This is a genomic window from Acetobacterium paludosum (assembly GCF_008086595.1).
GTDB lineage: Bacteria > Bacillota > Clostridia > Eubacteriales > Eubacteriaceae > Acetobacterium > Acetobacterium paludosum.
The window spans coordinates 1-24,149 of sequence record NZ_RXYA01000008.1; the positions used below are offsets into that span (position 1 = coordinate 1).

At 37.7% G+C, this 24,149-nt stretch carries 25 protein-coding genes and 2 riboswitches; of the genes, 1 reads left to right on the forward strand and 24 read right to left on the reverse strand.

All coding sequences use genetic code 11. The features are described 5' to 3' along the window. Positions 1 to 220: 220 nt before the first annotated feature. The 15 genes from FZC41_RS09285 to FZC41_RS09355 form a co-directional block, all read right to left on the reverse strand. On the reverse strand, positions 221 to 1,807 hold the full coding sequence (locus tag FZC41_RS09285) for a glycosyl hydrolase family 28-related protein (protein WP_148567136.1): 1,587 nt from the start codon (positions 1,805 to 1,807) through the stop codon (positions 221 to 223). Positions 1,808 to 1,820: 13 nt separating this feature from the next. Further along, positions 1,821 to 1,903, reverse strand: a riboswitch (cyclic di-GMP riboswitch). Between the two features lie 27 nt (positions 1,904 to 1,930). Further along, positions 1,931 to 2,006, reverse strand: a riboswitch (cyclic di-GMP riboswitch). A gap of 110 nt (positions 2,007 to 2,116) precedes the next feature. Then, a complete protein-coding gene (locus FZC41_RS09290) occupies positions 2,117 to 3,283 on the reverse strand; it encodes a glycosyltransferase (protein ID WP_148567137.1) in 1,167 nt (388 codons plus the stop codon). A gap of 51 nt (positions 3,284 to 3,334) precedes the next feature. Beyond that, complete coding sequence (gene murB / locus FZC41_RS09295; protein WP_148567138.1) at positions 3,335 to 4,213, reverse strand: UDP-N-acetylmuramate dehydrogenase; 879 nt, start codon at positions 4,211 to 4,213, stop codon at positions 3,335 to 3,337. 26 nt (positions 4,214 to 4,239) lie between these two features. Then, positions 4,240 to 5,496 (reverse strand): UDP-N-acetylglucosamine 1-carboxyvinyltransferase, encoded by a 1,257-nt coding sequence (locus FZC41_RS09300; RefSeq protein ID WP_148567139.1) that lies wholly within the window; start codon positions 5,494 to 5,496, stop codon positions 4,240 to 4,242. A gap of 53 nt (positions 5,497 to 5,549) precedes the next feature. Further along, complete coding sequence (locus FZC41_RS09305) at positions 5,550 to 6,800, reverse strand: oligosaccharide flippase family protein (protein ID WP_170253936.1); 1,251 nt, start codon at positions 6,798 to 6,800, stop codon at positions 5,550 to 5,552. Between the two features lie 41 nt (positions 6,801 to 6,841). Further along, positions 6,842 to 8,044, reverse strand: coding sequence for a glycosyltransferase family protein (locus tag FZC41_RS09310; protein ID WP_148567141.1), 1,203 nt, complete (start codon positions 8,042 to 8,044; stop codon positions 6,842 to 6,844). Between the two features lie 29 nt (positions 8,045 to 8,073). Then, positions 8,074 to 9,405 (reverse strand): O-antigen ligase family protein, encoded by a 1,332-nt coding sequence (locus FZC41_RS09315; RefSeq protein WP_148567142.1) that lies wholly within the window; start codon positions 9,403 to 9,405, stop codon positions 8,074 to 8,076. Continuing rightward, entirely contained in the window at positions 9,395 to 10,567 is a 1,173-nt protein-coding gene (locus tag FZC41_RS09320) for a glycosyltransferase family 4 protein (protein ID WP_148567143.1), read from the reverse strand. Before FZC41_RS09320 ends, FZC41_RS09315 begins: the two co-directional genes overlap by 11 nt. Positions 10,568 to 10,593: 26 nt before the next feature. Next, positions 10,594 to 11,697: a glycosyltransferase family 4 protein gene (locus tag FZC41_RS09325; protein ID WP_243136691.1), complete on the reverse strand. Its 1,104-nt coding sequence runs from the start codon at positions 11,695 to 11,697 to the stop codon at positions 10,594 to 10,596. 26 nt (positions 11,698 to 11,723) lie between these two features. Continuing rightward, positions 11,724 to 13,139: an asparagine synthase-related protein gene (locus tag FZC41_RS09330; protein ID WP_148567145.1), complete on the reverse strand. Its 1,416-nt coding sequence runs from the start codon at positions 13,137 to 13,139 to the stop codon at positions 11,724 to 11,726. Positions 13,140 to 13,191: 52 nt separating this feature from the next. Continuing rightward, entirely contained in the window at positions 13,192 to 14,607 is a 1,416-nt protein-coding gene (locus tag FZC41_RS09335) for a hypothetical protein (RefSeq protein WP_148567146.1), read from the reverse strand. Between the two features lie 127 nt (positions 14,608 to 14,734). Further along, a complete protein-coding gene (locus tag FZC41_RS09340) occupies positions 14,735 to 15,937 on the reverse strand; it encodes a type III PLP-dependent enzyme domain-containing protein (protein ID WP_148567147.1) in 1,203 nt (400 codons plus the stop codon). Beyond that, positions 15,927 to 16,919, reverse strand: a complete 993-nt coding sequence (locus tag FZC41_RS09345; RefSeq protein WP_148567148.1) for an ATP-grasp domain-containing protein — start codon at positions 16,917 to 16,919, stop codon at positions 15,927 to 15,929. Before FZC41_RS09345 ends, FZC41_RS09340 begins: the two co-directional genes overlap by 11 nt. Continuing rightward, a complete protein-coding gene (locus FZC41_RS09350) occupies positions 16,916 to 17,539 on the reverse strand; it encodes a sugar transferase (protein WP_148567149.1) in 624 nt (207 codons plus the stop codon). The genes FZC41_RS09345 and FZC41_RS09350 overlap by 4 nt, the downstream gene beginning before the upstream one ends. Next, complete coding sequence (locus FZC41_RS09355) at positions 17,526 to 18,653, reverse strand: DegT/DnrJ/EryC1/StrS family aminotransferase (protein WP_148567150.1); 1,128 nt, start codon at positions 18,651 to 18,653, stop codon at positions 17,526 to 17,528. The genes FZC41_RS09350 and FZC41_RS09355 overlap by 14 nt, the downstream gene beginning before the upstream one ends. A gap of 199 nt (positions 18,654 to 18,852) precedes the next feature. Here FZC41_RS09355 and FZC41_RS09360 point away from each other — a divergent pair, with 199 nt between their 5' ends. Further along, entirely contained in the window at positions 18,853 to 19,173 is a 321-nt protein-coding gene (locus tag FZC41_RS09360; protein ID WP_148567151.1) for a nucleoside triphosphate pyrophosphohydrolase, read from the forward strand. 78 nt (positions 19,174 to 19,251) lie between these two features. Here the strand turns inward: FZC41_RS09360 and FZC41_RS09365 are convergent, their stop codons facing one another. The 9 genes from FZC41_RS09365 to rpsP form a co-directional block, all read right to left on the reverse strand. After that, on the reverse strand, positions 19,252 to 19,617 hold the full coding sequence (locus FZC41_RS09365) for a YraN family protein (protein ID WP_243136687.1): 366 nt from the start codon (positions 19,615 to 19,617) through the stop codon (positions 19,252 to 19,254). Next, positions 19,617 to 20,393: a ribonuclease HII gene (locus tag FZC41_RS09370; RefSeq protein WP_148567153.1), complete on the reverse strand. Its 777-nt coding sequence runs from the start codon at positions 20,391 to 20,393 to the stop codon at positions 19,617 to 19,619. Before FZC41_RS09370 ends, FZC41_RS09365 begins: the two co-directional genes overlap by 1 nt. A gap of 22 nt (positions 20,394 to 20,415) precedes the next feature. Next, entirely contained in the window at positions 20,416 to 21,252 is an 837-nt protein-coding gene (ylqF, locus tag FZC41_RS09375) for a ribosome biogenesis GTPase YlqF (RefSeq protein ID WP_148567154.1), read from the reverse strand. A gap of 2 nt (positions 21,253 to 21,254) precedes the next feature. Continuing rightward, positions 21,255 to 21,782, reverse strand: coding sequence for a signal peptidase I (gene lepB / locus FZC41_RS09380; RefSeq protein WP_148567155.1), 528 nt, complete (start codon positions 21,780 to 21,782; stop codon positions 21,255 to 21,257). Between the two features lie 111 nt (positions 21,783 to 21,893). Next, positions 21,894 to 22,253, reverse strand: coding sequence for a 50S ribosomal protein L19 (gene rplS / locus FZC41_RS09385; protein WP_148567156.1), 360 nt, complete (start codon positions 22,251 to 22,253; stop codon positions 21,894 to 21,896). Positions 22,254 to 22,344: 91 nt separating this feature from the next. Then, the gene (gene trmD, locus FZC41_RS09390) at positions 22,345 to 23,043 is read right to left on the reverse strand and encodes a tRNA (guanosine(37)-N1)-methyltransferase TrmD (RefSeq protein WP_148567157.1); all 699 of its coding nucleotides are present in this window, start codon (positions 23,041 to 23,043) and stop codon (positions 22,345 to 22,347) included. After that, a complete protein-coding gene (rimM, locus tag FZC41_RS09395; protein ID WP_148567158.1) occupies positions 23,040 to 23,552 on the reverse strand; it encodes a ribosome maturation factor RimM in 513 nt (170 codons plus the stop codon). Before rimM ends, trmD begins: the two co-directional genes overlap by 4 nt. Before the next feature lie 77 nt (positions 23,553 to 23,629). Next, the gene (locus FZC41_RS09400; protein ID WP_148567159.1) at positions 23,630 to 23,860 is read right to left on the reverse strand and encodes a KH domain-containing protein; all 231 of its coding nucleotides are present in this window, start codon (positions 23,858 to 23,860) and stop codon (positions 23,630 to 23,632) included. Between the two features lie 16 nt (positions 23,861 to 23,876). After that, positions 23,877 to 24,122, reverse strand: a complete 246-nt coding sequence (rpsP, locus tag FZC41_RS09405) for a 30S ribosomal protein S16 (RefSeq protein WP_148567160.1) — start codon at positions 24,120 to 24,122, stop codon at positions 23,877 to 23,879. Positions 24,123 to 24,149: the final 27 nt, after the last annotated feature.

Genomic DNA, 24,149 nt, shown 5'->3' on the forward strand with positions numbered 1-24,149 from the left:
GGGCGAGCAAAAGAGGCAAAGGCCATAGAGCCTGAACAAAGTGAGGGCCAGCGTCTTGAGACGCCGGCCGGTAAAAGAGGCTTATAGCCTCAGAGCAAACCACCCGTTAGACGGGTGGTGCTGATTTATTTTACATTGAACTTGTCTGATGTGTTCAGAATTTAGCATGCATTTCAAAATAATATAAATTTACTTTGTGTAATGCTGTGATTACATCCTATTACGCAATTTTATTCGTAATGAGATTTAAATTATTGGCAACGATTGAGTAGTCTTTACTATTATTCAATCTGGTAAACCCTGAATAATGATTGTCAGTTGCTTGAATATTCGTACCTTGAACATTATTCATTAAAAATGAATAGGAGCTACCGGTATTTGCAAACGTATTATTTCTAATAATTGCGTCTGATCCTACTCCTCTAAAACTAATACCGGTTGATGCTATATTAGTATAGACAAAACTTGATTCTTCAACAATTAGATTTTTAGTTACTGTTGTACTGCAAGCACTGATCAATGGGATATTTCCAAGATTGACAACATCGACATGAGAAATTCCCAAATCCGTTATATTTCCTGCAAAAGAGAACAGATAACCGGTCATGCCGCTGGCATCAATCGAAATATTTGATAGGGTTGATTGGTTAATACCACCCATAACAAAAGCACCTTGATCTCGGGTCGTCGGTTTTGAACCGCTGATGTCAACATTATCAACACTGACATTATAAACATCGTTGATTTTAAAAGCCAGACTGCTGCCTGCTATCGCCAGCCCTGAAATGGAAATATCTTTTGCGCCCTCATTAATTATGACCCCAATCGTATTATTCTTAGCTGTACAATTTTCAAACGTCATATTTTCCGGTGCCGTTTCATATCGGGGATCACCGCCGACTGTTATTCCGCCGCCTGAAGCATTGTTAAACGCGTCATTTTTAAATGTGAAATTACTGTTATTCCCTCGGATATAGGCCGAATGCAGCCACTTGGTGCCGCCATCGCTTGAATTTAATACACTGTCAATCATGGTAAAATCATTCGTACCGGCTATTTGGATTGGCATTCCGGAGTTGTCAATCTTTAAATTACTGATCTGAACTCCTTTATTTCTGAGCTCGTTGGATTGCGAACCCATTTTTAATCCCACGTACATATTATCCATGGAAACATCTTTAATGGTCAGATTGCTGATCCCTTGCAGAAACATTCCCTGCACATTACTTACCATGCTGTTGGCATAGTAATCAGTACCCACGATCGTATTTTGCGACTTTAATGTTAAGCCTTCAATTAATACATTTGAAATATAATTATCGACATCTGAAAACAGCATATTTCTAATTTGGTCTGCTTGGGGTGCCATGAATAATACGGCACCGTAGCCACTGATATGGGTATTATCCTTAATTGATATTTGTTTTGTTATCAAATAATTATTTGCTGATTCAGGAATTAACATGGTAACATTATTCGCACTGGCATAATCAATGGCTTTTTGAATGGCTATGGTATCATCGGTAACGCCATCACCTTTTGCGCCATAGTCTTTAACGTTTACAACTTGACTGGCTTCCGTAGCAGCAGGTGCCGTTACTGTTGTCGGCTCAGCTGTAGGCGCTGTTACTGTTGTTGGCGCAGTCGTCGGCGCCGTTACTGTTGTCGGTGTAGTTGTCGGAGCAGTTACCGGTTCAGTTACTGTTTTACTTGATTTGTTGGTGTTTTTAGAATTAGGTGCCGCATTAACAGGCATCGTGCCAAATAATAAGCATACTGCAAGTAATAAAATACACATCTTTTTCATAATCGTTATTCCTTTCGGTAGCTGGCTGCCTTTCTTTGCAGATTAAGGTCCTTAGCTTTGCGTCCCAACTTTTCAATTGGTTTGCCGTTATCGTTGGATAATTAACAAACAAAAAACTCTTCCTTCGGAAACTGGCTGCCATTTTACAGGCCCTCTAGTTTTGCGTCCCTGTCTTTCAACAAGTTTGCCTTTATCGCCGAAAAGTTAATTCTCGATGCGCATCAATATATTCTAATTTGCTAATTAAAAATAATATAGCATATTTTTATATAGCCGTCAATACTTTTTACGATTATTTAATCATCATTTTTATCTTGAACTTTCGGCCTTCTCCCAGAATGGTTTGGCCTTTCCCGTCAGTATTCTAAAGAGACCAACCCACTGCGCTGTAATCGTAACAGTATAGTAGTAAATATATGAAAGATACTTACTTTTTGACTTTATAATGGCTTGGATTAAAGCCAATAAATAAAAGAGTACTTGTCCACAGAAAGTCAAGATATAGAACCATCCATCCTGGATAATCAGGATGTTAGAAATCAATAGCATCAAGTGCGCGATCCAAAGTAAGTATCTGCATGTTCTGTGTCCAAAATAAAAGTACGAAAACCATTTATATTTGAATACATTCAATATTCTGATATCCGGTAGAATATCTCTAACGATATCTCTGTTCATTCTAACTTTTCGTCCAAACTCATCCTCTATCACTTCTCCGGCCTTTTCATATGCGATTGCATCATGATTTGCAATCGCTCTTCTACCTTTCAAGGCATAAAATACCGGCATTGCGCTATCGTGACATTGAATGGGATTGAAATCATAATAGTCCTTTGTTCTGCATGCATACAAAGCTCCGTTTCCGGCCGTAATCGTCTGAATTTTTCCCTCAATCTCACGCGTCTCTAAATCGATATCCCAGTAGTTTGATTCAGCATGACTGACCTCACTCGCTCCCTGATTACTAATTGAAAGCCGTCCTGTGACGTATGCAATTTCATCTGAAATAAAAGCAGCCATCAACTCTTTGACAGCATTTTTATCAATCAGGGAATTGGCATCCGTCATAACAAGGAATTCTGTCGTCACTGTCTTTTGAGCTTCATTCTGGGCATTTGTTTTTCCCTTGCGAATTTTAACTTCATATAGTCTAATTTTATATTCTAAATGTTTTGTAATAAAATCTCTCACCATATTGTTGGTTTGATCGGTACTATTATCCGACGAAATTAAGAACTCTATTTTTTCCTTGGGATATTCAAGTTCAAGGATATTATTTAGTTTTTCCTGTATTACTTTTTCTTCATTATGAGCGACGACCATAACCGTAACCGTTGGTTGATGATGATAATCTTTTTCAATTTTCCGTGATTTATATCGTTTCCCGATTAATTTGATTGATACGGGATACCCGACCATTGCCCAAACGATGACGAATGCACTTAAGTAAAATAAAGTTGTACTCAATAATTCCATATTTATCCCTCTCCATGCAAACTGTTCAGGTCCTTTACCTAAACTAAAGTGTTATATTACTACCCACTCCAGTTTGAGTTCAACGTCAAATTTATCGAAGACCCTTTCCCTGGCAAGTTCCACCAGATAGATGATGTCTTCGTATTTTGCATGACCAATGTTTACTATAAAACCCGGGTGTTTATCCGAAAAAGCCGCGCCATTCTTAGCATAGCCTCGCAAGCCAACCTGATCTAGCAGCTCCCATACGACTAAATCTTTCAGGTCTTTTTCCGGTCTTACAAAAACACTGCCGGCACTGGGAAAATTTCTCGGTTGTTTTAAAAAACGCTGCTTTTTAATTTCCAATACTTTGTTAAGCGAATCGATATAGTCACCTTTTTCAGCCTTAATTTTGCACCGAATAACAATCGTCTGTTTTTCCTTCCAATATGAATTTCTTCTGGAAAAATCATCTTTGCCACTGTCTCTATCGATAATTTCATTCTTATCAAAGCTATAATATCTTACCGATTCAACCAGATCGCCCAGATAGTTTTTATAGGTGCCGGCATTCATTAAGATTGCTCCGCCAAGCGTTCCTGGGATATCCTCTAAAAACTCATAATTCTTAATCCCATTTTCGATGGCAAACCAAGCCATTTCTGATAAAGTTGCGCCTGACTCAATTTGGATAAATCCGTCTTCGTTATAAATATTATTCATTAACCTTAAGTTGACAAACAAGGACTCTTCATCATACTTCGTTTTCGAAAGTAACAGATTAGCACCTTTGCCAATAATAATAATTTTTTTGCTTTTTTCATAACGATTTACCAATTCATATAATCCTTCTTCATTATGAGGAAATGCCATCAGCGATGCCAATGATTCCAATCGCAATGTATTATATTGCGTCAATGGTACATTTTTAATGATTGTCGTATCCAAAATCTTCCCTCCCTACTAGTATTCGGCTATTCTATCCAGCTTACATCTGCACCAATACTTTGAAATTTTTCAATGAAATTCTCATATCCTCGCTCTATCTGCTTTGCATTGACAATGATCGTTTCCCCTTCTGCGACTAAACCCGCTAACAATAAAGCCGCCCCGGCACGTAAATCATCCGCATATACTTCGGTTCCAACTAACTGGTTTCCACCCTTGATAACCAGTAAATTATTAACCACTTCTGCGTCAACGCCCATTTTTTTCAGCTGCTCAGCATAACCGAATCGGTCGGGAAAACGAAGATCAACAATTTTTGACATGCCCTTTGCACACGAAGCATATACCGCCAGCAGTGGTTGCATATCCGAATTAATACCGGGATAAGGACCGGTACTAATCTCTAAGGGATAACAAACATTTTCTTTGCTGATAATCGACTTAGTCCCGGTAAAAATATTCATCCCGCTTGATTTCAAAAATATCATCGGTATTTCCAGATGTTCCATTGGGAAACCATCAATTTCAATTTCTCCGCCCGTAATAGCCGCCGCCACCAAAAATGTCAGTGCTTCCATATTATCTGGGATAACCGAATGCGTTGCGCCATGAAGATAATTTACGCCATTCACAACAATGCTTTCATTCCCCCTAACCGCGATTTTCGCTCCCATTTTATTTAGCAGCCCGATCAAATCAAGTATTTCAGGTCGTATATGCGGATTCCAAATAGTCGTCTCGCCCTCAGCTAAGGAAGAACTGATAATCGCATTTTCAGTTGCCCCAGTCGAACGAATCGGCAAATGGATTTCGGCGCCTTTTAGTTTTCCGGCCGATGAAGCAACTAAATACCCATTTTCTTCCCATACTTTGGCGCCTAATTTTTCAAGCACCATTTGATGCAAATCATATTTGCGTTCACCTATTTTGCACCCGCCGGGAAGCGGTACTTTTGAATACCCGCTTTTAGCTAGAATTGCTCCCCATATTAATAATGTATTACGAATTGATCGGCCTTCCCAAATCAGTTCATTGGTGGTGATTTTTCCACTTATCCTTAGAATATCTTTGTCAATTTTCACTTTTTTCCCCAAGATCTTCAGCATATCATTGTGTATTATTGCATCGGATAATCCATTTGGGAAATTACTCAGAATTAGTTCTTCATCCGTAAGAATAGAAGCCGCTTGAAGTCTTAAGGCGCTGTTTTTCGCTCCACTCAGATGAATTTTCCCCGTCAGAACACTTTTTCTAACCCTTAATTTTTTTTCGTTAACTGCCATTTTGATTCCCCCTTTATAATATTCCGGCATTAAACTGCAATACCTTTTAATCCTTACTTTTTCTTAACGATTATTTTCTTTAATCTTTGAATTTCATCTGTATCAAATATGAATAATTCGTGCACCTTCACATCAAAATCTTTTAAAAATATATATGTAAATACGACGCCGCAAATTGAGTAAGAAATAACTGAAGCCACTGCCGAACCGATGATTCCAAATTGGGGAATCAATATAAAGTTTCCAATAACATTAAATATAACCGCAATTAAAAGAATAGTGAAAGATACTTTTTGTTTTCCCTTTGCATTAAATAGCGAAACAATCATTTTATAAAATATCATTGGCAGTATGCCAATAAAAATTACTGTTGTCACGGGATAGGCAGTCAAAAAATCCGGGCCGTATAATAAATTAATTATAAATCTTCCCCCTATAATTATTATCCCAATAATGACCAGACTAACATAAAAATTGAATTTAATACTAAATTTTATATCATCTATCGAATCTTTTTTTGAAGTTTTAGCAAATAACACGTCTTTAAATGCATCAGGAATTAACCACACCATATTCGCAAGTCCTACCCCAATGGTATAATATCCAATCTGCTCGTAATCTACAAAAAAACCAAGAATAATGATATCTGCTTTATAGTTTAAAGTAATTAGCAGCATGGTAATCATTGGATATATTCCAAATTTGATTGTATCTTTCATTAATCTGAAATCAAGCGAACGCAACGATAATTTAAATCCAAATTTATAAATAATTCTCAGAATTATAACGATGTCTTTAATAATCAGCAGCGCAAAAATATACCAAATACTTTGTGGTGCAAAAACAAAAATGAAAAAAAGTGACACCGCATAAAAGAGTTCATTACCAATTGAGAGTTTATTCCTAAGATTAATATCTTCAACCAGCGCAATAAAGCTCAACTGGCTGCTTAAAATCATGATCGGTCCTAATGTGACTATTATTAGATAACTCATATCTCTCAAAAACATTTCTGCCACGAGTCCGATCAATAGATATATGATGAACTGGAAAATAATAATATTGAAATATTCATTCTTGACATTCTCAATCAGTTTACGTTTAAAAAAAGGATAGGATTGATAAATCCCTAAATTTAGTATCAGCACCATAATATTAATGATATTTAAAACAAAGGCAAATTCTCCTTTTAATGATGGTCCCAGATATCGATTTAGAAAAACCGTTTCACTTATCCCTAAGAAGGCAATCGTACCTTTTGTAAATAAAGAATAGACGTATTGATTCTTAAATAATTGTTTCATTGTCATTCTCTTTCTCTCGAATTAAATTTATCTTAAAATGATTATAGCCTTCTGCGAATATAATCGAATACCAACTTAATATTCAAGGCCACGATCTTACCTGTTATTCTCAACTTAATCAATTTATAACACCGTTTCTCGATACTCTTTTGTTCGATTAAAGGCAATAATTTATCTGTTAAATAAATGCTTTCATAATTCAGACAAACTAAATCGGCAACGTTAATAAGATTATTGTAATCGTAGTTACCATCCCGCAAGTCCATAATGATTTGCTGAATTTCATCCACTCCGGAACGATGAATGATGTTTCTCCCTGAAAAATTATAACTGTATAAATTCTCAAAGCTCTTCCCTGTACATAATGAAAATTCATTATCTTCACCGACTACAATACCGATTCTATTCATCATAATTGGTTCAATTACGCTTCTGCCCTTGCCAAATACTAAATGTGATTTTAATATTAATTCTTGAATATTATCGACGTGACCAACTAGTTTTATGAGTTCCCCATTAAATTTCTGATTTATTTTATTAGCTTCATTTGATAAAAATTCAGAACAATCTCCGCTTCCCGCTACAATAAGTTGGATATTATTTATCTCGTTGGCCAAATTTTCGATGATTTTGTACATCGTTAAGATCGAATTCATTTTACTTTTATCTAATCTGGAAATCACCAGTAATGATAGTGTTTGTTCATTATTCTCAAGCAGCCGATAGAAGTTTTCATAGTTCTTATCCCTGCTTACCTCAATTCTGTTTGAAATAAGTCTTATTTTATTGGGATTATAATGATGTTTAATGTAATACTCGCGATTTTCTTCGCTAAACACGACGAGTTGATTATCATTCCAGGTTGACAATAGCGTATCCGAAAAAGGATCCGGTCCTCCTGCTCTAATAATAATAACGCCCATGTTAAAATATTTACCCAACATCGAGCAAAACGTGGCATCCAAACCATCCGTCGTAATAATACTATCCGGTTTTTCTTTCATTATTAGTTTATATAACTGAAATAGCAATAAAATGTTGTGAAGTACTTTTCTATTATTAAACCTATTCAGATAATAAATCGCTATCTCATTTTTTTTATAGTTTTCAGCAATTGCATCTGATGGCACCGCTTCACCGGCAGCAATAATATTTATTCCTTTATCTGATAACGCTCTGGCATATTGAAGTAATGATCTCGGTGCTCCACCTGCAAAGCGTTGCAATTTTATGAGTACTTTCATTTTTTCGCCTCCTGGCAATAAAGGAACAATTAATAAATATCAGTCTCGGTTATTTTATTTTCGATTTTATTGGCTTTAGCCGAATTTCCGATAATAATCATACAGATTATTAGGTAAAATACGAAACTCTCTCTAAACATCAAATTTATTCCAAAACCTCTGACAACAAAAGCTACTAAAGGCAGCAAGCATATCAGGTTACCTTTAACCGTTTTCTTAAAAGGCCTAAAAACTGAATTTAATAAATTAAGATAGATAATTGATCCGATAATACCTAAGTAAACAAATAACTCAAGATAATAATTATGAGACTGTTCCAGATTATATTGTTCTATGGATAATCCCACGCCAAAGAATATTCTTCTCAAATCACTAAAATAGAAGCTCAAATACTGGGCCCAAATATCTGATCGTCCGGTGGTGATTTGTGATAGATTTTTTCCCGTCGCACTATCGATTCCTAACCTTTGCATAATGATATCCAGATAAGGAATATTGCTTATCTGAATGACTAAAAATATTACCAGTGAAACACCGATGATACCTTTAATTATCGCGTTGATATTCCATGTTGTTTTTGTTAATTTGTAAATTAAATACAGTGAAAAGATAATCAGCATCGTAATAACGAAAGACAAACTTAAGGATAATATACCAAAGCCAAGCAGTATCATAATAAGGATATAATCATACCACTTACTTTGTTTGACACTCAGCATATATAGCAGTGAAGAAATCGCTATTGTCAAATCCATTGTGTAGAAATTGGGATTATTTTGAATTCCGGAAAATCTACTGATTACCTGATTATTGTCCAATTTAATGCTGCTCTCATTCAAATACTGACTTAATCCCGGGATATAATTATTAAAGTAACCCAAAAGCGATGCAAAAATGATACCCATAACAAAGAACATGATCACCTTTCGGATATTAATCTCTTTTTCATCATTCATTACCAGTATTGCCAGTACAAAGTATATAACAAGTTCCATTAATATCTTAATACTATTTAGATTAGGATCACCGCCATTAACCAAACAAAAGATAGAAAATACTAACAGCGATAATAATTGATAAATCGACACTTTAAATTTCTTATTTAGAAAAATCATTCTTAAAATATATACCGCTATCAGAACATTAAAAAATGTATTCCCATCTGGGGATATTTTAAGGATCGGGGAAAACGGCAAGATAAAAAATAATCCATAAATAGCTTCAGTCCCACTAATAAAAATATAAACACTAGCCAGAATTATACCCGTTAATAGAAAAATATGATTGTAAAGCCCAAATATTACCAAAATAACGGCTAATACTAAAAGTCCTGTTAAACTAGTTGATTTTTTAATTATCATTTTGAACCTCACTTTCACCGTCAAGAATATTTTTTATAAATGACATAACTTTTATTGCCCGATTATTAATATCGAATTCTTTAGCATGAACTAATGCACTTTCTCCCATCATGCGACATAAATGATCGTCGTCTATTAAGCGATTAATTGCTTCTTTTATTTCTTCAACATTCATACTATTGACCCGGATCGCATCGTTGGCGGTTAATATATCGTCATTAAAATCAAGATTAGATGATATTATCGGCAGACCGCAAGCCATCGCCTCTAAAATAGAATTACTGCACCCTTCTGCTATGGTTGGCAGCACAAAAACATCTGCACAATTTAAATAATCACAAATCCGTTCATGGGGAAGTTTACCTGCGAAAAGAATTTCATCGCCTTTAGGCGTCAGTTCTCCCGCTCCAATATAGATAGCTTTAACTTTTCCTACTTGCTTAATTGCCTTATCTAATCGCATAATACCCTTTCGATAATCAAATGAACCAGTAAATGCAATGATGAAATCGGTCTTATTAAATCCAAGTTTTCTTCTAGCGGCATCCTTGTCAATCTTGTAAAACAGATTAGGATCGATCGCATTTGGAATAACCGTCATTTTATCCCTTGTCGAAAGTGCTAACTCGATACTCTCGTTCATATTTTTAGTTGATACACAAATTACTCCGCATAAACCTGATAAAGCGTTATCTATGGTCTTTTTTGTAAAAAGACTTTCTACCCAAATCTTACTTTCACCTGATGCCACAAAAAAGGGAACCGAGTATTTCTTGCTTATCATTCCCGCTATCACACCGGAATGCCAAAAGTGGGCATATAAAACATCTGGCGCCGGCGTAATTTCGGCAAAAGTTTTGGCAACCGACTTTTGAACAACATAAGTCGAAATATTCCTGCCAAATAAACGCAAATTTGAAAATGAAATTACTTTCGGCTGATATATATCGATAACGATTCCCTTTTTAACTGGATCTTGCCAAAATATCGGTCTGCTGGACCTTTTCTTTAATAATCTTTCTGTCAAACTTTGCGGTGCAATAACAGAGCACTTATATCCCAGCTCAGCAATTGAACAGATTAACTGTTTTACAAAAGTATAAACGGGCTCATTCTTTGCAGGATAATCTGGTGTAATAAAGCATATATGTTTTATGTTCATAATACCCTACGCTCCTTTTGAAAAAATTATTTTGACTGAATCGCATCGTATATTTTTAGGTATTCTTGTTCAATATCCTGCCAACAGAATTTCGGGAATTTTAGCAGCGAATTCTTTGATAAATCATTGTAAATTGTTGTTATTTTGATGATTTTTTCGGCAATTTCTTTTGAATCGAAACAATTTACAGCAAATCCCACTTCACCATCTGTGAATTGTCCATCAAAGCCTTGTTTTCTGGTATAAATTACCGGTAATCCTTGACTCATGGCCTCCGGATAAACCAAACCAAAAGTCTCGCTAATTGATGGCATAACAAATATATCGTGATCGCGATAGATTTTTATCAGCTCTTCTTTGGAAGTTTGTGAAATATATTTAAGAAAAGCTTCTCCTTTAAATTGATTATAAACTTTCTCATTTTGTATCTTGCCAACAATTGTAAATTCAACATCAAAGCCTTGGCTCTGAAGAATCTTTATCGCTTTTATTGTTGAAATAATGTTCTTTCTTTTATTAATCTGTCCAACATATAAAAGGTGCAGTCGTTTATTGTTCGGCAGAATCTTTGGCGCACCTTGATTTTCAAGCCAAAAAGCATCGACTCCATTAGGGATAATCTCGCATTTTCTAAGAACATCGTTTTTAAGTTTGTCAGGGATATATTTTTCAATTACCTCATCCCGGTATGATGTTGACAAAAATATTATTTTTGCCGCCTCTTTTAATATATTTATGCCAAGTTTTCTCAAGTAAATCATATATTTAAAAAAAGGGTTGATATCTGTATCCCTAACGGCTACAATGTAAGGCACTCCAAAATCCCGCTTGATTTTCATTGCAATATAGCCATTCGAGAACAGTGAATGCGCATGAACAACGGCATAATCACTCATTTTATATTGCTTTTTTATATCTTTGTAAATTTTAAAATGTTTCAAATGAAAAAGATATCGATCAAACTTATAATGATTCCTGCTGACCGTTGTATATTTTCCTAAATCATAATTTGCCGGAGTTGAAGTCGATACAAATACATCAATATCTATTCCCCTTTTAACTTGCTCATCATATAAGTTTTTATAAAATATTCCGGTTGCATAATATGAATTTAAATGCATAACTTTCATCAAAACACACCTTCCCTAAAACACTTTTAGCGGCCTCTTGAAATAATCCTGTTTAATCTCCTCATTACTGAATAAAATAGCTTTTTGCTCTTCGTAATGAAGTCTATGCCAGGGTTGATTGGCTCAATTGTTAAAATACCGGGAACTAAGCGTTCCATCGTACGCTCTTCAACCATGTTATTGCAACGGTCTTCAACTGAAACCCGAAGCAAAGTATCGATGATGCTCCAGGAATTAGCAAAAACAAGCCAATCGAAACCATAACAGTCCTCTGCCTGTCGATTCGCTGCACCCCAGGCAGCTCTTCGCTGATCGAGGAAAAAGCTGTCAAGCATGTCAACGCCGGCTATTGGATTCTTTTGTCTATAGATGAGCCATTCCTTATAGGCATTTAGCTCCTTCTCATCAAAATTATCGAAATAACTTTTTTCAATATCAATTGGCGCTTTCTCGACATTCGAAAATTCGACGTACTTAAATGTTTCCCTAAAACTCCGTTGCCCAATTTCAAAAGCTCCCCCATGTAAAACAATGGCATTATCCGGTAAATACCGATAATAGTTACCGGATACATATCGATCCGCCCGATCCCCGCCACACCTGCCGGTATGTTCAAAATAGACTTCAAGATCGGCAGCATTGCTGCCTTCCGAAAGAATACTTTTATGTTGTATACCAAACTTGCTGCAAAGAGATTTTGCCACCCGGGCGTCTATCCTACTTCTCGGTTCATCAAGCAAGAAAGTAAAAGCTTCAAAATCTGTCTGTGCTTTAATCAAGGCACTAAAAACCGCACGTGAATCTGATCCACCAGTCAACGCTAAATAGATCGGTCTTTTAGTCTTCTTTAACTCCAAAGCGATGTTTGTCAGTTCTTTTTCCAGAAGTAAGGACGCTTCTTCAAAATTTATTTGGGACGAAACTGACCGTGGATGAACAACGACCGAACCATCTTTGAGATTGAATTTCTGATCAATGAAAAGCCTTTTCATGTTCGGAAGCCGTGATAATGGCGCTGGATCAAACTTCATATGAGCTGACCTTAAATCACGCCCAGAAAGAGGTAAATGGAATACTTCACCAATAAGCGCACAGCTTGACCCACAGATAATGCCTGATGGTTCGCGGGAAGAATCTTCGGAATAAAATACCCCCATTGAACCGGTGGCATCCAACGAAAGCCATCCGGAAGTAATCGCAACAAAACGGCCGCAATGATAATACATTGTTTCTGAAGATTCAGGTGTTCCCAGAAGCAAACCCAAGACAAGTGTTTTTCTTCCATCAGGCCAATCAAAATATGTTAATCTCAAATCACTATCATAATAAAGAACCGCATGGTCTGAAAGCTTGATCGATAAAAAATCCTGCAATTGGTCCATATTTAAATTTCCGTTATTTGCAATAAACCATTGTTTGCGATGTTTTTTTATACTAGCCATTGCACCTGCCTCCTTTCGATTTGTAATCTTTTAAAAAGATCTGTGCGTCTTTTCAGAGCCTTTTTATCCTGATGTTGTTTAACCTTCTCTTTGCGGCATCAATTAATTCCCTGCTTTTGTTTGTTAAGTCCACTCCGGGGTTGATTGGCTCAATTGTCAAAATACCAGGAACTAAACCTTCCATCGCAAGCTTTTGAACTACTTTATTACGGCGTTCACCCACTGAAACACAAAGCAAAATATCGATGATGCTCCAGGAATTAGCAAAAACTAGCCAATCGAAGCCATAACAGTCCTCAGCCTGTCTGTTAGCAGCACCCCAGGCACCTCTTCGCTGATCGATATAAAAGCAGTCAATCATATCAACGCCGCCTATTGGATTCTTTTGTCTGTAGATGAGCCATTCCTTATAGGCATTTTTCTCACTTTCATCATAATTCTCGTAAAAACCTTTTTCAATGTCAATTACTGCTTGCTCGACATTCGAAAACCTGACTTTCTTCAAATTTTTCTCATAACCCCGCGACCCAATTTCAAAAGCGCCGCCATGCAAAACAATGGCATTATCGGGCAAGTGCCGATAATAATTACCGGATACATATCGATCAGCCCTTTCGCCACCGCACTTACCACTATGTTCAAAATAAGTTTGAAGATCGGCCTCATTGCTGCCTTCGGAAAGAACACTTTCATATTGAATACCAAACTTATTACAAAGAGCTTTTGCAACTTGCGCGTCAAGCTTAACCCTCGGTTCATCAAGGGCAAAAGTAAAAGCGTTGAAATCGATCTGTGCCTTGATCAAGGCACTAAAAACCGAACGCGAATCGGCTCCCGCAGTCAATGCTAAATAGATCGGTCTTTTTGTCTTTTTTAATTCCAAAGCGACGTCTGTAAGCGCTTTTCCCAAAAGTAAAGATGCTTCTTCTGAACTTATTTGGGGCAAAATCGACCGTGGATGAACAACAACCGAACCGTCTTTGAGATTGAATTGCTGATCAATGAAAAGCCTTTTCATATTCGGAAGACGCGATAATGGCGCTGGATCAAACTTCATCATGGTGGTCTCTAAATCACGTCCAGAAATGGGTAATTGCGATACTTCACTAATAAGCGCACAGCTTGACCCACAGATAATTTCTGATGATTCACTGGAAAAATGGGTGGAATAAAATACCCCCATCGAACCGGTGGCATCCAATGAAAGCCATTCGGAAGTAATCGCAACAAAACGACCGCAATGATAATGCATTGTTTCTGGAGATTCTGGTGTTCCCAGAAGCAAACCCAGAACTAGCGTTCTTCTCCCATCAGGCCAATCAAAATAAGTCAATGTCAAATCACAATCATAATAAAGAACCGCATGCTCTGATAGCGCTATCGATAAAAAATCATTCAAATGATCTATTTGAAAATCGCTGTTATTTGCAATAAACCATTGTTTGCGATGTTTTTTTATACTCGCCATAAAGATTTCACCTTCTTTCCATCACTTTTTTCTAAAAAGATATTTCAATCTAAGAAAATCATCTATTAAAAAGAAAATCATTATCAAACTACCATGTTTTACTAGCATCCATCATACCTTTATTTTGTTAATCCACCAAGCTGCCAATTTGAAGGTAATCACTAATCTTCATGGCCTCACGTCCTGCATAAATATCATTATTTTCTTTAATATATACAACTGGAAACAGATTTATGAAAAGGGGATTTAAACTCATTGTATAAGAACCAACCCTATTGAATACGATTCTATCGCCAACAGCTAATGCGGCATGATCTTTTAAAACCATCAGACGGTCCAAATCCATGCATGTAAATCCACATATGATTTGCTTGGGAATAATTTTCTTGACGGCCTCTTCCGTCCACACATCAAATGAATACATTTTTTTTCTCATTATCGGATCGATGTTCATTCTACTTCCGTCGATGGTCACTATCCGGCTTTTTAATGTGTCTTTTGCATCAATGACGCTGCTTACAAATGATACCGGTGAACCGATAATCGCGGAGCCCGGCTCTAGAATTAATTTTGTTTCCGTGACATTATATGCTTTTTGCAGCTCCTGCTTAATCGCCGTCAAATATTCATCAAATGCTGGTTTGCCGGGTACACCTCCAAAGAATCCACCCCCAATATCGATATATTCAAACGTTATATGGGTGTGCTCTTTAATTCTGCAGGCCATTTTTGCGAGTTCCCGGTATACTTTTATGCTTCTCGTCTTACTGGTGCTATGTAAATGTAAACCAGCAATATTTATCCGGCCAGTCGTCAGTAAACGATCAATAACGCGGTACAATTCACCGGTCTCGACACTGAAACCAAAGCGGGTTCCATCTTCTTCATAACCTATTTCATCCGGGCAGGCGTCTTCAATTGCAAAATGAACTCTTAACCCGACATTAAAATTTCGGGTTGTGGTTTCAAGCAATTGCAGCAACCACTCAATTTCTACTTGCGAATCCATGTTTACGATAGTCTCATTTAGCAATGCATCATTAAATGTCTTTTGGTTCTTAACCGGACCATTATAGATGATCTGATTTTGGGGATAACCAATTGCTCTTGCTAAATTGTACTCATTAGCCGAAACAACTTCCGCATAAAATTGATGCTTCTGTAAATATTTCAGTAACCAGGGTAATGTATTGGTTTTAAAGGAGTAGCCGATCGTGTAATTTGGCCAAAATTTATCTAAGGAAGACGTCAAACCGTAAATATTATTATCCAGTTTCACTTTGTCAAGAATAAAATAAGGTGTCTCGAAATCGCGATAATTATTTAGCAAGCTCGTTCTCCTTTCTTATTACGACACTATCGTACATCATCATGACAATTCCATTATCGTAAGAATAAAAATCAGGATCGTTTTCAATTCCTTGAAGGTTATTAATAATACAGTTGACAAAATTCACACCGGCCCCATAGGCATGCAGATAAGCGCCTCCGAATCGCGGATTAATTTCGGACAGATAGTAGACGCCATCTTCATAGAAGAAATCCACATCAATCGGTCCATTAAAATTCAAACTCGCAATTATTTTTTGAATTGTTTGCACTAGATTTTCATCCTTAAAGGATATCGTTTTGGTCGCCCCGCCGATTTTTGATTCCAGCTTTTTCTTTGAGAATATTCGAACCGCTTTCTTTGAAATGGTATCAACATAGACATCCGCATCAATATCAAACCCAGTCATGTGTTTTTGAATAATCAGACTGCGGTCCTCAGCCATTAGCTGCTCGAGTTCTTTTATCTTTTCCACTTTTCGTACTCCGACGCTCCCACTTCCCGTTCTGGGTTTAATAAATACCGGTAAAACAGCCTGCCCATTTGTATAAGCGTTTTTGAACTCTTCAATATCACCATAGGTGGAAATCGTCGGAATATTGTGCTTTACAGCATGCTGGTACAGCTTGTACTTATCAAAACAAATTCCTGCGGTCTCTGTGTATGGCGCGAGTACTTCGATGCCAATTTCTTCAAATATTTTTCTGTTCTTAGCTAAGATTTCTATTTCCGGATCAATAAAAGTTGTGATCGCATTAATGCTTTCTGCTTTGCAAATTTTGAGCAGTGCCTTCAAATATGAAGGGTCATCAATTCTCGGCACAATATATGGTTTATCGGCAAAATAAAGTGCCGGGGCAAATTGACTGCAATCAGTTGCGATAATTCGTGATTGTATCTCTAAAGAAGCTTTGAAATTTTTTATTAATTCTCCTCTTCTGCCAACGCTGCAAAACAGTAAATTCTTAGAAACTCTCTTCACTTTGTACCTCCGAAATCTTCCATAATATCATCATTTTGATTGTTTATGCCAGCTCTGACAAAAACCTTCTTGCAGGTTCTAAATATTATCTTCCAATCACCAATAAAGGTCACATTATCTACATACTCAACATCAAGATCAAACTTTTGTTCCCAACTAATGGCATTTCGTCCATTCACTTGAGCTAAGCCCGATAATCCCGGCTTTACTTCATGTCTCCGCTTTTGCTTTTCATTATAAAGCGGCAAGTATTTTACCAGTAACGGTCTTGGCCCAACGATTGACATATCGCCACGGATGATATTCATAAGTTCCGGCAACTCATCGAGGCTTGTTGATCTTAAGAATTTTCCAAACTTTGTTAATCGTATCTTGTCTGGCAATAGCTTACCCTGATCATCTCTTTGATCTGTCATCGTTCTAAACTTGTACAGTTTAAATATTTTCTCATCTCGTCCCGGTCTGTTCTGAGAAAAAAGAATGGGACGGCCGAGTTTCTTCCTGACTAGTATGGCAACAACGCCGATGATCGGACTTAACACCAGGAATGCCAGACCAGATAGGATTAAATCTTGTGGTCTTTTAATGTATTTTTCATAACTACCTCTATTGTGTTCCATCTTGTTCCCACAATCCCTTTATAATTGCACATATTCTCTTCAAATCTTCATCTGTCATCTTCGTATCAGACGGCAGACATACCCCATTTTCATATAACCTTTCCGATACATCGCCACCAATATAATCATAGTCCGCAAAAAACGGCTGCATCTGCATCGGTTTCCACACTGGGCGTGATTCAATATTTTCTTTATCCAAAGTTTCAAACAGATCAAGCGGTCTAACCTTGCCGCTTAAAGTCATGCAGGTCAACCAGTAATTCGGCTCGCTCCACTCATTGATTGGCATGAATTCAAGGCCTGCAAGGCCGCCAAGGGCTTTTTTATAAACCTCGAATATATACCTTTTTTTTGCGACTCGCTGATCTAATACTTTTAATTGTCCACGGCCAATGCCAGCCGAGACATTGCTCATCCGATAATTAAAGCCTAATTCGCTATGTTGGTAATGCCGTGCGGGGTCTCTTGATTGTGTTGACCAGAATCTTACCTTTTTAATTCTCTCTTCATTATCCGAAACCAGCATTCCGCCACCTGAAGTTGTGATAATTTTATTGCCATTGAAACTAAATGCCCCATACTCACCAAACGTACCGGTATGTTTGCCCTTATAAAAAGTCCCTAACGACTCCGCCGCATCTTCTATTACTTTTACGTCATGTTTATTACAGATTTCCATGATCCTGTCCATATTCGCTGGTAAACCATAAAGATGAACGATTAAAACAGCTTTCACATTTGGATACTTCTCAAAGGCTGACTCGAGTGCTTTGGGACACATATTCCAAGTTTCATAATCGCTGTCAATAAATACCGGAACGGCTCTTTCATATATAATTGGATATGCTGTCGCAGAAAAAGTAAATGCCGAACAGAAAACAATGTCGCCTTCACGAATGCCAACAGCTCTTAAAGCCAAATGGATAGCTGCGGTACCTGTGTTCATTGCGGCCGCAAACTTTGAACCCACCTTTTCTGCCAATTCCTTCTCAAATTCATTCACATTCTGGCCAAGTGGTGCAATCCAGTTATTATCAAAGGCTTCTTGGATGAATTTCTTTTCATATCCTTCATCACTCATGTGGGGTGAAGCAAGCCAAATTCTATTTGCCATTTTAAACCCTCCTCTCTAATATAATTATAAAATATATACCCAAAATGCCGGGAATAACACAGCCCTTAACTGGTTATTGATTCCGTCGTTGTAATATTTTGCAATAATTTATCAGCCGCAAGAACTTTTCTTAAAATATAATTTTCCCTCTTGTTTTTAAAGGCCTGCAATGGGTATAATAGGCTTGAGGTGATGGATTATGAAAGTTGATTACAATAAACTTGTTCGGGATAAGATTCCTGAAATCATTAAAAACAGCGGACGTGCCTGTGAGTACAAAATCTTAGGCAAATCGGAAGTTCGTGACGCATTAAAAGAGAAGCTTCTTGAAAAAGCTCAAGTTTTTATGAATAAGCCCTCAGAAGACGAACTTTCCGATATCTACGAATTATTAGATACCATTGTTGAAGCCTTTGAGTATGAACCCCTTCATATCGATTATTTAAAAATTCAAAACAAAGAAAATAAAGGATCATACTCTGAGAAAGTCTTTCTTATTTCAGTAGACGATGGCCAATAAAGATTAAGGGCAAAAAAGGACGGCTGCAAAATCGCAACCGTCCTTTTTTTTAATTTTTTTATCTTTTATTTCCTGTTTTTAGAAGCAAAAAGCATTTTCAAAATGATTGATGATCTGTTGGCCGTCATCTTCAAAATAAATTTCGATGACATCAAACCGGATGTTATAGTCTGCTATCTTTTTTTCCTTCAAATACCAGAGCGCTGTTTTCAAAATGCGTTTTTGTTTAGAACGGTTTACGGCTTCCCGGGGATAACCGTATTGCAAATTTCTGCGATATTTTACTTCCACAAAAACGATGGTATCACCATCTTCAGTGATAAGATCGACTTCGCCCGAAGGCTTTTTATAATTCCTTTCCCGAATGCGATGATTGGCATTTTCGAGAAAGGCGGCGGCCAATTCTTCACCCTGATTTCCCTTTTTAACATTATGGGTTTTCATCAATAATCCAAATTTCTCAAAAAACTTTTTCGATGAATCGGCGTTGGCCCATATTTTCTGATCGCTTCAATATGTGCGGCGGTACCATAACCCATATGATGATCGAACCCATATTCCGGGTATTCTTCATGATAGATCTGCATTAAATTATCCCGGTAAACTTTGGCAACAATGCTGGCTGCGGCTATCGCATAACTGATGGCATCCCCATGAATAATCGATTTTTGCGGAATCTTTGTGTTGATCTGCAGCGCATCAATCAGCAGCAGCTCCGGTTGTTCGGTCAATTTCGTCAACGAATCGGTCATGGCTTTTTTGGTGGCATTTAAAATATTAATTTCATCAATGGTTTCATTATCCACCAGACCGATGGCATAGTCGATGGCATCCTCCAGCAGCTGTTCGCATAATGTTTCACGCATTTTGCGGGATAGCTTTTTTGAATCATTAACATACAATCGCTGAGAACTCGGCTTTAAGATGATCACACAGGTGACCACCGGTCCGGCCAACGGCCCCCGGCCTACCTCATCGATGCCGCCAATTTTTTTAATTCCGGCGGCATAATAGGTGGCTTCAAGGGCTTTCATTTTTGCGATTCGGGTTACTTCTGACTCCATCGCCAGCACTTTTTTTTCCAGAGATACGCCCATATTTTGGACAGCAATCCGAGAATCAGCTTTTAAATCAGGAATGATTTCTGGATATGCCTGAATGTTTAAACTTGATAGGTGCTCTTTTACGGCCTTAACGGTCATGTTCTGAAATAAAATCATATTTACCTCTTTTGGGAAATGATTAAGGACGCTCTAAGGTAATTCGCCCGATACGGCCGTTTTTAAAGTCATTCAGAATCAGTACGCTGGTACGTGTATAATCATACTCTCCCCCTTTTATGAGGAGACCACGGCTTTTGGCAATAGCGTCAAAAATTTCCGGAAGATTTCTATCGACAACGCTGATTTTATAGATGGCTTCGAGTTCATCAGGGTAATAGGCAACCAGGTATTTTAACAAATCAGCGGCAATATTTTCTTTTTCGTAAAGCGTATCTTTGATGGAACCCAGCCAAGCCAGGTGCAAACCCACAGCCGGGTCTTCAAACTTTGGCCACAAAATTCCCGGGGTATCCAAAAGCATCAGGTTCTCCGGGGTGCTGAGCCACTGCTGACCTTTGGTGACTCCCGGCTTATTGCCGACTTGGGTTTTCTTTTTTCCAATCAGGCTATTGATTACTGTCGATTTTCCGACATTAGGAATCCCGCAGACCAGGCACTTTATTTGGGCCTTATTTTTAACATTCAGCGTCTGAATATTTTTAACCAATTCCGTTTTCTGACGCCGGTCAAAGGCATCGTACAACATGATTTGCTGAATATCGGTGTTTTTTTTAAACCAATCGATCCAATCCTGGCTCACCTCCGGGTCAGCTAAATCCGCTTTATTTAACAACAGGATATGCTGTTTATTCCAAGTGTATTGATTAATCTCCGGATTTTTACTTGAAAGCGGTAAACGGGCGTCTACCACTTCGATAACCACATTAATCAGTTTGAGTTTTTCCTTGATTTCACGGTTCGCTTTGGCCATATGGCCTGGATACCACTGGATATATTCGATTTTTTCGTCAGTCATTATTATACCGTCCCGACTTCATTAAAAGGCCAAATTCTAAAAATTACTTTTCCGTCAATCGCATCTTTTTTCACAAAACCGAGGCTGGCAAAACGGCTGTCGGAACTATTGGCCCGATTATCCCCCATCACAAAATAGGTCCCTTCAGGAACCGTTACCTTGGCGAAATCATCGTATTTTTCTTTGTTGATATAGTCTTCAGTAAGGGGTTCCCCGTTACGATAAACCACGTCATTTTTAACCTCGATGGTATCGCCGCCTTTGCCGATGACCCGTTTGACATATTCAACACTTTGACTGTAACTGAGAATAACAATATCGCCGTAATCCGGCTCACCAATCGTATAACCAATTTTATTGACAATTAATCGATCGCCCTGTTCAAGCGTCGGGAACATTGAACTCCCTTGAACCATAACGAAATCGAATAAAAACATCTTGATAATAAAAGCAAGAATAATGGCAATTAATGCAGATTGCAACCACTCTTTAATTTCTAAACCGCCTTTAGACTTTTTATCTTCGCTCATACTTTTACTCCCTTGCACGATGCTAATTATAAGAAAAACACAATTCCCGTTTCTCTCTGGTTCCCGGGCGAATAATCAAAAAAGAGGCTTGACAGCCTCTGAATTACGCTCTTATTTTGCTCGTATTTTGCTCTTTTTTTCTTTGACTTTTGCTGCTTTACCAATACGATCACGAAGATAGTTTAGTTTAGCTCGACGAACTTTACCATGTCGAACAATTTCAACTTTTTCGATTTTAGGTGAATGTACCAGAAAGGTTCGTTCAACGCCAAAGCCGGAAGATATTTTTCGTACGGTAAAGGTTTCTCCGACGCCGCCGTTTTGTCTTTTAAGCACGATGCCTTCAAAAATCTGAATTCTTTCTTTTTTTCCTTCAGTTATTTTTACATGAACTTTTACAGTATCACCGGTGTTAAACTTTGGTGGTTCTGCTTTCATGTTTTCCAATTGAATCTTTTTTATAATGTCCATTTTTTCTCCTTAAATTCGATTTTCGACGTTCGTGCATCAAGTACAGAGGACCGTCTCTATTAATATCATACCCATGAATTATACATTGGATTTATTCGTTTTGCAAGCTATTTTTGTATTTTTCATATAAATCAGGACGATTAATTTGTGTTTTTTCCTCAGACTTTGCCTGGCGCCATTTTCCCACCGCTTCATGATGTCCTGATAACAGCACTTCCGGTACTTCCAGCCCTTCAAACTCCCGAGGCTTGGTATATTGAGGATATTCCAGCAGATTCGACTCAAAGGATTCTTCACAAAGGCTATCACAGTTTCCTAAAAAACCGGGAATGTGCCTGGCGATAGCGTCAGCCAGGGTTAGGGCGGGTAATTCCCCACCCGTCAGCACATAATCTCCCACCGAATATTCCCTGGTGACATAATGCTCAATCACTCGCTGATCGATCCCTTCGTAATGACCACAAATAAAAACGATCCCTTTTTGTTGCGATAAGCTGATGCCGTCTTTTTGTTCGAATGGTTTTCCGCCCGGGGTTAAATAGATCACCGGGTAATCGCTGAAGTTTGAAATGCTTTTAAGCGCCGCCGCAATTGGCGGCGCGGCCATTACCATCCCGGCACCTCCGCCATAAGGGGAATCATCCACTTTATTATGTTTATTACCGGAAAAATCGCGAATATTAATGACTTCATATTCAATGATCCCGGCTTTCACCCCTCTGCCAATCATCCCTGTTTGAAAATAGGTGTGAAATATTTCGGGAAATAAAGTTAAAAAATAATATCTCATAGATCCAGAATTTCCTGGGGAATCGTCGCATCAATACGGCGATCATTGACATTAATCTCTTTGAAATAAATTTTTCGCGCTGGCACACAATAGGTTTTTGGACCTCCGGTAATGGTATAGACATCGACCCCACCGGCTTGCATCACGTCCGTTATTTTTCCTAAAAGCGCGCCTTCGTTGTAAACTGGCAAACCGATCAGTTCTTCAATAAAGAATTCATCCTCTTGCAATTTCACGGCCAGATCCCGGGGAATCCCTACTTCTCTGCCAATCAATGCCTCAGCATCATTCCGGGTTGCAACTCCATCAACAAACAAAAGGACATTTGTTTTATGCAAACGGCAGTTGGTGATGACATAGTCTTGTTGAATTTTGCCATTTAATAAAGTAATGGTTTCTAAATCATAATAACGGCCGGGATCATCCGTTAAAGGCAGCACCTTTAACTCACCCTTTATGCCGTGAGCACCAAGGATTCGACCAATAATTATCAAACTATCATCTTTCATATCTTTCTCCTGATTCAAATAAACAAAAACACGCTTTGCGAATAAAAAAAGAGCTGTATACACAGCCCAATGCCTTGTTATTGAATAATCTCCAACATGACACGTTTATCTTCTTTCGTGGCAGCGGCTTTTATGACGGTACGAATTGCCTTTGCGATACGCCCTTGTTTTCCAATGACCTTGCCCATATCGTCATCAGCTACTTTCAATTCCAATGTAATGGATTGTTCGCCTTCGACTTCCTGAACAAATACGGCATCGGGGTGATCAACCAGAGACTTAGCAATAATTTCTACAAGTTCTTTCATCATTTACCTCCTGATACTACTCGATTACGTTTTCTCTCTTTAATAAATACTTAACGGTATCTGTTGGTTTTGCGCCATTAGCTAACCATGCTTTGGCTTTCTCTGCATCAACTTTTACAAGTGCAGGATCAACACAAGGATCATAGTATCCAATTTCTTCAATGAACTTACCATCACGTGGTGCACGTACATCTGCAACAACGATTCTATAAAAAGGTTTTTTCTTTTTACCCATTCTTTTCAATCTAATTTTTACTGCCATGTTTTGTTCCCCCTTTCTTAACATCTT